We start from the raw sequence: 9,956 nt of genomic DNA on the forward strand, positions 1-9,956 counted from the left end.
GCCGTGATCATGCAGGGTTTCCCGGGAAGCGCGGGGACGTGCGGTTCCCCGGATCGTGATCATGCATGGATTCCGCCGTACGCGGTCTGATCAGTGCCGACACCGTTTGTGATCATGCGGTGTCCATCCGTCGGGCGCACCCTCGTCATGCATGATCACGCTCCATAAAGCACCAGGTAAGACGGTGCGTGCGGGAACATGTGCATGATCACGCGGCAAGGGTGGGGCGGGCGGGGGCCACACCTTTCTCCCTTACTTGACCGGCGCGCTAAGGGGCCCTAGCGCGTCCAGCCGCTCGCGGTGATCCGCATGGTCAGCGCGTGCTCGACAAGACTGATGAGCGTGTTCTTGACCGAGTCTCGGTTGCGGGCGTCCGTGCGAACCACGGGGATGTGCGGCGCCAGGGTCAACGCGTCCCGCACTTCGTTCTCGGCGTGCGGGTAGCGTCCGTCGAAGCCGTTGACGCCGACGACGAACGGCAACTCGGCCTCCTCGAAGTAGTCGATCGCCGGGAAGCCGTCGGCGAGCCGCCGCGTGTCCACCAGGACGACCGCCCCGATGGCACCGCGCACGAGGTCGTCCCACATGAACCAGAAACGGTGCTGACCAGGCGTCCCGAACAGATACAGAATCAGGTCCCGATCAAGCGACACCCGCCCGAAGTCCATCGCCACGGTGGTCGTGGTCTTGTTGGGCGTCAACCCGAGATCGTCGATCCCCGCCGACGCGTCCGTCATCACCGCCTCGGTCGTCAACGGCACGATCTCCGACACCGCCCCAACGAACGTCGTCTTCCCCACGCCGAACCCCCCGGCTACCACGATCTTCGTCGAAGTCAGCCCACGGCTGGGGACGGCGAAGTCCCTAGAGCCTGCGAAGTCCCTAGAGCCTGCGAAGTCCACTGAGCACCCTTTCCAGCACGTTCAGATCCGGCTTGCCCGCGTCCAGTTGCGGCTGATGCACGTGCACCAACCCCTCCGCCGCCATATCGGCGATCACGATACGCACCACGCCCAGCGGGATGCGCAGCAGCGCCGAGATCTCGGCGACCGACCGCACCTGGCGGCACAGCGAGCTGATCGCCTGACGCTCGGGGGTGGACGTGGACAGATCCTGGGGGACCACGGTCGCGGAGGACACCAGCGCCTCCATCGCGAGGCGGAGCCGCGGGGCCGTACGCCCCCCGGTCACCGCGTACGGCCGCACCATGGAGCTCGGCTCGGCCGGGCCGGGGTCAGAGGCGGGGGTTGTGCCGCCGTAGTGCCGGTGGGCGTCGTCCACCGGTGGATATGGATCATTGCTCCAGCCGCTGCCTGCCACAACGTCCTCCTGACCTGGTCGTGCCCGCACCCCTTTCGGGGACTCACCAACCCCCCGGCCCCGAGCCGTCCGTCACCGCGGCTGCGAGGCCTGAAGCTCGGCCCGGACCGCCGGTGTCAGCACCTGACCCGCGCGCTCCACCAGCAACGTCATTTGATACGCCACCAGACCCATATCTGAATCCGCCGCGGCCAGCACCGCAAGACAGGATCCGTCACTGATCGACATGATCATGAGTAGCCCTCGCTGCATCTCGACCACGGTCTGCGTCACGGTCCCGCCCTCGAACACCCGCGAGGCGCCCTGCGTCAAACTGATCAACCCCGCCGACACCGCCGCCAACTGGTCCGCCCTGTCCTTGGGGAACCCGTCGGAGTACGCCAACGGCAGCCCATCCGCCGACACCACGACCGCGTGGGCCACTCCGGGCACGTTGTTCACGAAATCGGTGATCAACCAGTTGACGCCGCGGGCGGCCCGGCTCGTTTCCCTCATGCGTCCTCTTTCTTGATCTCCTGAGCGTCGGCATCGCCCAGCGGCGCCACCCCGGGACGCCCCTGCCGATCGCCGTCCTCCCCCTGGGCGGCGACCGCCCGTCCCTGCCGGACGCCCTGCTGGAAGCCGGCGAGTCTGCTGCGCACACGCTCTGGGGAGAGCGGAAGCGGCGGACCGGCCGCCGGGGAGGCGGCGTGCTTGGCGACCGGCGGCGTCGCCGAACCCGGCACCAGGTTGGCCTTGGGGACGCGCCTGGGCAGCCCCGAGGCGGTGACACCGCCCCGCGCGGGTTCGCTCACCGCTTGGGCGGCCTGCCAGCCCGCGTCCGCCGGGGACGACCACGTCGTGGACTCCACCGCCGGCTTGCCGCCGGAGCCGGTCTCCTCCGCGGGCGTCTCGACCCTCCTGAACCAGCCGGACTCCACCGCCGCGAAGATCGGCAAGAACTCCTCCTCGGCCTCCAGCGGTGAGGTGCGCACTTCGGGGAGCGGGCCCGTGTGGTCCATCTCGGCGTCGAACGGACCGCGCCCGGGACGTCCCGGCCGGCCTCCGCCGTCCTGGGGCGGTCCGGGCCATGACGAACTCCCCGGAGGCGGCAGACTCCCCGGCCACGGGGTGTCGACCGGAGCCTGGCAGCGAGAGCCGAACGGACCGCGCGCGAACGGATCGGCGTCACGCGCCGGGTTCTCGCGCGGGGCGGTGTTCTCGCGCGGGGCCGGGTTCTCGCGCGGGAGCGGGACCGGGTTCTCGCTCGGGAAGGTCTCGAACGGGCCGCGCTCGAACGGGTCACCACCCGCGCCACCGGCCGGGGCGCCCACGCCGGGCGCGTCCGCGCCGAACACCGGCGTCCGCATCGCCTCGATCGGCGTGGGGCTGGTAAGAGTCCGGGCGCTGGGCGACGGGGCACCGCCCTCTGGAGCCGGCCCGAGCCTCGACGCGGGAGCGGTCAGGTCGACCTGTGGCATGCCGGGAACGCCGGAGAAGGCGCTACCCGGCTGGGCGAGCAGCGACTCGGGAAGGAGCACCATGGCCGTCACGCCACCCGTGACCTGCTGCCGCAACTGCACCCGGATCCCATGACGCAACGCCAAACGACCCACCACGAACAAACCCATCCGCCGGGACACGGAGACGTCCACCACCGGAGGGTTGGCCAGCCGGTGGTTCGCCTGATCCAACTCCTCAACCGTCATGCCGATACCCACATCACTCACAGAGATGATCACACCCCCGCCATCGACGCGGCTACTCGACACCGACACCTTCGTCTCCCGAGACGAAAACGAAATCGCGTTCTCCACCAACTCGGCCACCAGATGCACCACGTCGTTCACCGACTGGCCCACCACAGCCACCCCCGGCTGCACCTGAACACTCACCCGCTCATAGTTCTCAACCTCCGACAAAGCCGCACGCACCACATCCACAACCGGCACCGGCTGACCCCACCGCCGCGCAGGCTCCTGACCAGCAAGAACCAACAAATTCTCACTATTACGCCGCATACGCGTAGCCAAATGATCCAACTTGAACAGATTCCCGAGGCGCTGCTCGTCCTGCTCACCCTGCTCCAAACCATCGATCAACGACAGCTGCCGCTCCACCAACGTCTGCGTACGACGCGACAAGTTCACAAACATCGAATTCACATTGCTACGCAGCCGCGCCTCATCACCCGCCAGCCGAACAGCCTCACGGTGAACCTCATCAAACGCCCGCGCGACCTGACCGATCTCGTCGCGGGAGACCACCCCGATCGGGGCCAGCACCGGGATCTCGCCGGACTCCCGTAGTCGCTGAACCGTGTCAGGCAGGCGACGTCCGGCGACCTCCAACGCCTCATTACGCAGCCGCCGGAGCGGGCGGACCAGCGACTGGGCGACGCCGATCGTGATGAGGAGCACCACGATCAGCAGCGCGGCGACCGCCGCGCCAACGAAGATCGCGCGTTGCCGCTCGTCGTCCTTGAGCATCCGGCTCCGGGCGACGATCGCGGAGGTGAGCCTCGCCTCCACCGCCCGCATGCGGCCGATGGGCTGTGTCATCGCGTCGAACCACTCGCCGGCGTCATCGGGCGCCGTGAGGTCGAGGCCCTTCAGTGGGAAACCCGCGCTGGCCCGGTCGAGCACGAGGGTGCGGAGGAACTCCGCCCGGTCGACCGTGGTCCCGGAGACCGTCTGGTCGTAGTCCGCCCGCTCCTCCCTCGTCGCGTTCTTACGGAAGGTCCTGAGCTCGGTCTCCTCCACGGACAGGGCGCCGAGGACGTCCTTGAGCTGTGCCTGGTCGAACCGGCCGACGGGCAGCACGGCGGTGAGCAGGCCACGCTGCTGGGAGACGCTGTCCTTGGCTTTGGCCAGCGCGGAGAGAGCGACCGACATGCCGGCGAGCCGGTCGTCCCGCGTGCCCGTGGCGAGCTCGTCCTGCAACGCCAGGAGATCGTCGATGACGAGGGAATATTGCACCATGACGGCGCTCGGCAGCAGCTTGCCGCGAACGGCCTGGTCGCGCAGCGGCTCGAGGCCGTCGAGCTTGCCGATGATGTGCTCGATCTCGTCCCCGGCGCGGCCGCCGACCTCGGACCGGAGGCTGGTGGCCAGTTTCCGGACATGCTTCGCCGTTTCGCCCGCCGACCCGATCTGTGTGAGCACCATGGCGGTGGTCTTCTGCGGCCTGCCGATGGCGGCGTTCCAGGCCGCGCTGTCCCGCTCGGCCTGCAACTCGTGGGTGAGGCCGGCCAGGCTGTCCACGAGCCGCGCCAGGTCGTTGACCCGTTGGTAGTCGGCCGCCGTGTTGACCGAGGTGAGCAGTCGGAGACCGCCGAGCAGCAGCGCCGCCATCGTGGGGATGAGGATCAGCGCCACGAGGCGCGAGCGCACCCGCCAGTTGCGCAGGAGAAACCGGCTTCCCTCGGCCGGCTCCGGCTCAGCCGAGGCCCCGATAGCGGGGCTCTCATCGGTTCGGGCCTCTTTTGTCCTCACAGGCGTCGCAACCTCTCGCCGAACGTGCGCGCAGGAGGGATATGTCTCTCATGTGTGGCAGGCGGGACACCAGAGACTTCCTGCAGGCGAAGGTAATTGCAACACACCGAAACCGGTGAGGCCAGCTAAAGGCCCGTGCACAAATAACTCAGAAAGCCGCGTTAATGGTGTTAATTAGCGAGATATTCGGTCGGCTTCATCACCAAATTGTGCCCTGAAGGGAAGGGCGTTGACAGAACGTCGGCGCACCGGACCGGTGCCGCCCCACGCGGAACGGGACGTCTCAGAAGGGGCGTCCGTGGGCCATACGGACCGTCAAGACATATTCCACCAAGCTGATGAGCGTGGACTTCACCGATTCGCGGTTGCGGGCGTCGGTGCGGACGATCGGGACATGCGGCGAGAGCGTCAGCGCCTCGCGCACCTCGTCCTCCCCGTGGGAGTACTGTCCGCCCCAACCGTTGATCGCGACCACGAACGGGAGTTGGGCCTCCTCGAAGTAGTCCACCGCGGGAAAGCTGTCGGCGAGCCGCCGCGTGTCCACCAGCACGATCGCACCGATGGCCCCGCGGACCAGGTCGTCCCACATGAACCAGAAACGGTGCTGACCAGGCGTCCCGAACAGATAAAGAATCAGGTCCCGATCAAGCGACACCCGCCCGAAGTCCATCGCCACGGTGGTCGTGGTCTTGTTGGGCGTCAACCCGAGATCGTCGATCCCCGCCGACGCGTCCGTCATCACCGCCTCGGTCGTCAACGGCACGATCTCCGACACCGCCCCAACGAACGTCGTCTTCCCCACGCCGAAACCACCCGCGACGACGATCTTCGTCGAGGTGAGGCCACCGCTAGAGCCTGCGAAGTCCAATGAGCACCCTTTCCAGCAAGTTCAGATCCGGCTTGCCCGCGTCCAGCTGCGGTTGGTGCACGTGCACCAACCCCTCCGCCGCCATATCGGCGATCACGATACGCACCACGCCCAGCGGGATGCGCAGCAGCGCCGAGATCTCGGCGACCGACCGCACCTGGCGGCACAGCGAACTGATCGCCTGACGCTCCGGGGTGAGGGCGGACAGATCCTGGTGAACCGTGGCGGAGGACACCAGCGCCTCCATGGCCAACTGGACGCGCGGTGCCGTACGCCCACCCGTCACCGCGTACGGGCGCACCAGGGAGCTCGGCTCAGCCGGGCCGGGGCCCGGGGCGGGGTTGGCGCCGCCGTAGTGCCAGTGGGCGTCGTCCACCGGCGGATATGGATCATTGCTCCAGCCGCCTGCCACAACGTCCTCCTGACCTGATCGTCCTCACTCGGGAACTCACCGACCGCCTGACCGCTTCGAGCACAGGGCGTCTCCTCCGCCCTGTGCTCGACCGCTCCGGACCGTCTGTCACCTTGGACGCGACGCCTGGAGCTCGGCCCGGACCGCCGGTGTCAGCACCTGACCCGCGCGCTCCACCAGCAACGTCATCTGGTACGCCACCAGACCCATGTCCGAATCCGCCGCCGCGAGCACTGTCAGGCACGACCCGTCACTGATCGACATGATCATGAGGAGCCCTCGCTGCATCTCGACCACGGTCTGCGCCACGGTCCCGCCCTCGAACACCCGCGAGGCGCCCTGCGTCAAACTGATCAACCCCGCCGACACCGCGGCCAACTGGTCCGCCCTGTCCTTGGGGAACCCGTCGGAGTACGCCAACGGCAGCCCATCCGCCGACACCACGACCGCGTGGGCCACTCCGGGCACGTTGTTCACGAAATCGGTGATCAACCAGTTGACGCCGCGGGCGGCCTGGCTCATTTCCCTCATGTGTCCTCCTTTTCGATGTCCTGAGCAGCGGCGTCACCTAGTGGTAGCGCCCCCGGATATCCCTGATCCTCACCGGCCTCGCCCCGGGCGACCGCCCGTCCCTGCCGGACGCCCTGCTGGAAGCCGGCGAGCCTGTTGCGCACACGCTCAGGCGACAGCACAGGCGGGGGGTCGGCCGCCGGGGGCGCCGCGGGTTCGGCTGGGGCGGATGCGACGGCCGAGCCGGGCACCAGGTTGGCCTTGGGGACCCGCTTCGGCAACCCGGAAGACGTCGTCCCTCCGAGCACCGGCTCACTCGCCGCCCTGGCCGCCTGCCAACCCACGTCCGCGGGAGACGACCACGACTTCGGCTCCGCCGACTCCGCGGCGGAGCCGGCCGCCTCACCCGGGATGTCGACCTTCTTGAACCAATCCGACTCCACCGCGGCGAAGATCGGCAGGAACTCCTCCGCCGCCTCCAGCGGCGAGCTCCGCACCACGGGAAGTGGTCCGGTGTTGTCGACGTCGCCGCCGAACGGCCCGCGCCCGGGGCGTTGCCCTGACCGCCCGGCGCCGTCCGGAGCCGGCCCCGGCCACGAGGTGCTCCCCGGAGGAGGCAGGTGCCCGGGCCACGGTGTGTCGACCGGAGCCTCCCCGACCAGGCCACGATCGAACGGATTGGTGTCGAACGGGTTCGCGTCGAACGGGTCCGTACCGAACGGACGGTCGAGACCACCGCCTCCGAACGGGTTGTTCGCGAAGGGATCGGACTGTGCCGCACCGCGATCGAACCCGCCGGCGTCGAACGGATTGCGCGCGAACGGATCGGCCTCGCGGCCCATGCTCTCCGGGGAGAAGGTCTCGAACGGGCCGCGGGCGAACGGGCCACCCGCGCCGCCGGCCGGGACACCCACACCGGGCGCGTCCGCGCCGAACACCGGCGTCCGCGGCATGGACTCGAAGGCCGGGGGGCTGCCCAACACCGGAGCGTCAGCCCCCGGAGCACCGAACAGGGAACCGCCGCCCATCGCCGGCATCGGGCTGGTCAACCCGGGCTGTGGCATGCCGGGAACGCCGGAGAAGGCGCTACCCGGCTGGGCGAGCAGCGACTCGGGAAGGAGCACCATGGCCGTCACGCCACCCGTGTCCTGCTGCCGGAGTTGCACCCGGACGCCGTGGCGGAGCGCCAGGCGGCCGACCACGAACAGGCCCATCCGCCGGGACACGGAGACGTCCACGACCGGAGGGTTGGCCAGCCGGTGGTTCGCCTGAGCCAGCTCCTCTCCGGTCATACCGATGCCCGTGTCACTTACGGAAATGACCACACCGCCAGCGTCGATACGATAACTCGACACGGTCACCTTGGTCTCCCGGGGGGAGAACGAAATCGCGTTCTCCACCAACTCGGCCACCAGGTGCACCACGTCGTTCACCGACTGGCCGACCACCGCGACCCCAGGCTGCACCTGGAGGATTACCCGCTCATAGTTCTCGACCTCCGACAGCGCGGCCCGCGCGATGTCGACGATCGGAACCGGCTGACCCCACCGACGAGCGGCCTCCTGACCCGCGAGGACCAGCAGGTTCTCACTGTTACGCCGCATACGGGTAGCCAGATGATCCAGCTTGAACAGATTGCCCAACCGCTGCTCGTCCTGCTCCCCCTGCTCAAGACCCTCGATCAACGACAGCTGCCGCTCCACCAACGTCTGCGTACGACGCGACAAGTTCACAAACATCGAATTCACATTGCTACGCAGCCGCGCCTCATCACCCGCCAGCCGAACAGCCTCACGGTGAACCTCATCAAACGCCCGCGCGACCTGACCGATCTCGTCACTCGTGGTGACGCTGATCGGCTGGACCTGCGGCACCTCCGCTGTCTCACCCGAATCGCGTAGTCGCTGGACCGTGTCCGGCAGGCGATGCCCGGCGACCTCCAACGCCTCTCGGCGCAGCCGGCGCAGGGGCCGTGTCAGCGAACTCGCGACCACGGCGGTGATCACCAGGACGACGGCCAGCAGCACCATGATGAGCACACCGGAGATGATCGCGCGCTGCTGCTCGCCCTTCTCCAGCGTCCGGGCCTGAGCGACGACCGAACCGGCGATCCGCTCTTCGACCTTTCGCATCCGATCGACGACCGTACCGGTGGTGTCGAACCACAGACGGATGTCATTGCCCGGACGGGTCCGGTCGAGGTCCCGGATCACCCGGTACTCGCGAAGCTGGGCCAGCGCTCCCGCTCGGAGGGAGTCCGCCTTCTCGACCTGGAGGCCGCGCACGGTCTGCTTGTAGAACAGCGCATCCGCCGGCGCGGCCTCGGCCTGGAAGGTCGCGAGCTGGCTGTCCTGGGTCTTCCCGGATCCGAGGAAGTCCGCGAGGTCGTCGTAGTTGAGCGATCCTTCGGCGAGCGCCACCGTCAGGATGCCCTGCTGCCTGGACTGCTCTTCCTTCGCCTTGTTGAGGGCGGCGAGCGAGATGCTGTCACCGAAGAGACGCTCGTCGTTGCCCGTGCGGCCCAGGTCCTCGTGCAGGGACGAGAGGGCTGCGATCATCCGGGTGTACATGCCGAGCGCGGCTCGGGGCGCCACCTTGCTGTCGCCGATCAGCTTGCGAAGCCCTGGCAGACCATTGAGCCATCTGCTGATCTCGTCCGCCTGGTTGCGGACGCGGAGCGACTGGGACGCGTCGAGGGCCGCCAGCGAGACCAGCACCTTGCCCCTGGCCTCGTCGACCTGGCTCTGCTGTTCACTGACCTTGGCGAACCTGGCCGCCCGCCGGTTGTCGGCGATGTACCAGGCGGTGTGGTTCCGCTCCCGCGCGATCTTGTGCGTGAGGTCGTCGAGTTGGGCGACGAGCTCGGCCAACTGGGTGAAGCGCCGGTAGTCGGCCGCCGTGTTGACCGACTGAGCGAACTGTACGCCGGCGAGCAGCACGCCCACCACGGTGGGCAGAAGAATCAGGGCGATCAGCCGGGAACGCACCCGCCAGTTACCCAACCGCATGAACGCCGCGCCCGAGCTGTGCGAACCCGCCGGAGCCGCATGCCCCGGCCCATCTCCCTGCGCTCGGCCACCTTCCGGGTCGTGCGTTGTCACTGCGCTCGCAACCTCTCGGCCTTGTTTGCCGATCTGAGGGCTCCGTTGCTCCTGTGGCATCGGAGACTCCGAAGGGCAGAAGCAATTGGAGCACGCCCCTTACCAGATCGGCGAATCATGCATTTCGCCCGAAATAGCCATCAATGCGATTATTGGCGACAAACCATCTCACTTGATGGCGATCCGCTCGATGGCGTCGGCGGCGACCCGCAGTCCGTCACGACGGCGGATCTCCGCACCGGCCGCCTCCAACCGAGAGCGGAGCTCGGCGT

At 68.3% G+C, this 9,956-nt stretch carries 8 protein-coding genes; all 8 read right to left on the reverse strand.

The annotated features are described in order from the left end of the window. Positions 1-278: 278 nt before the first annotated feature. The 8 genes from ABH927_RS30675 to ABH927_RS30710 all read right to left on the reverse strand — a co-directional run bounded on the left by ABH927_RS30675 (position 279) and on the right by ABH927_RS30710 (position 9,591). Positions 279-839: an ATP/GTP-binding protein gene (locus ABH927_RS30675; RefSeq protein WP_370027342.1), complete on the reverse strand. Its 561-nt coding sequence runs from the start codon at positions 837-839 to the stop codon at positions 279-281. 43 nt (positions 840-882) lie between these two features. After that, positions 883-1,320, reverse strand: coding sequence for a DUF742 domain-containing protein (locus ABH927_RS30680; RefSeq protein WP_370027330.1), 438 nt, complete (start codon positions 1,318-1,320; stop codon positions 883-885). 72 nt (positions 1,321-1,392) lie between these two features. After that, positions 1,393-1,815, reverse strand: coding sequence for a roadblock/LC7 domain-containing protein (locus ABH927_RS30685; protein ID WP_370027332.1), 423 nt, complete (start codon positions 1,813-1,815; stop codon positions 1,393-1,395). Continuing rightward, the gene (locus tag ABH927_RS30690; RefSeq protein WP_370027334.1) at positions 1,812-4,793 is read right to left on the reverse strand and encodes a nitrate- and nitrite sensing domain-containing protein; all 2,982 of its coding nucleotides are present in this window, start codon (positions 4,791-4,793) and stop codon (positions 1,812-1,814) included. Before ABH927_RS30690 ends, ABH927_RS30685 begins: the two co-directional genes overlap by 4 nt. Before the next feature lie 283 nt (positions 4,794-5,076). Then, a complete protein-coding gene (locus ABH927_RS30695) occupies positions 5,077-5,661 on the reverse strand; it encodes an ATP/GTP-binding protein (RefSeq protein WP_370027336.1) in 585 nt (194 codons plus the stop codon). After that, positions 5,642-6,037, reverse strand: a complete 396-nt coding sequence (locus tag ABH927_RS30700) for a DUF742 domain-containing protein (protein WP_370027344.1) — start codon at positions 6,035-6,037, stop codon at positions 5,642-5,644. The genes ABH927_RS30695 and ABH927_RS30700 overlap by 20 nt, the downstream gene beginning before the upstream one ends. A gap of 144 nt (positions 6,038-6,181) precedes the next feature. Next, positions 6,182-6,604 (reverse strand): roadblock/LC7 domain-containing protein, encoded by a 423-nt coding sequence (locus tag ABH927_RS30705; protein ID WP_370027338.1) that lies wholly within the window; start codon positions 6,602-6,604, stop codon positions 6,182-6,184. Next, on the reverse strand, positions 6,601-9,591 hold the full coding sequence (locus tag ABH927_RS30710; protein WP_370027340.1) for a nitrate- and nitrite sensing domain-containing protein: 2,991 nt from the start codon (positions 9,589-9,591) through the stop codon (positions 6,601-6,603). Before ABH927_RS30710 ends, ABH927_RS30705 begins: the two co-directional genes overlap by 4 nt. Positions 9,592-9,956: the final 365 nt, after the last annotated feature.

The organism is Planotetraspora sp. GP83, assembly GCF_041262585.1.
Lineage (GTDB): Bacteria > Actinomycetota > Actinomycetes > Streptosporangiales > Streptosporangiaceae > JAOEGB01.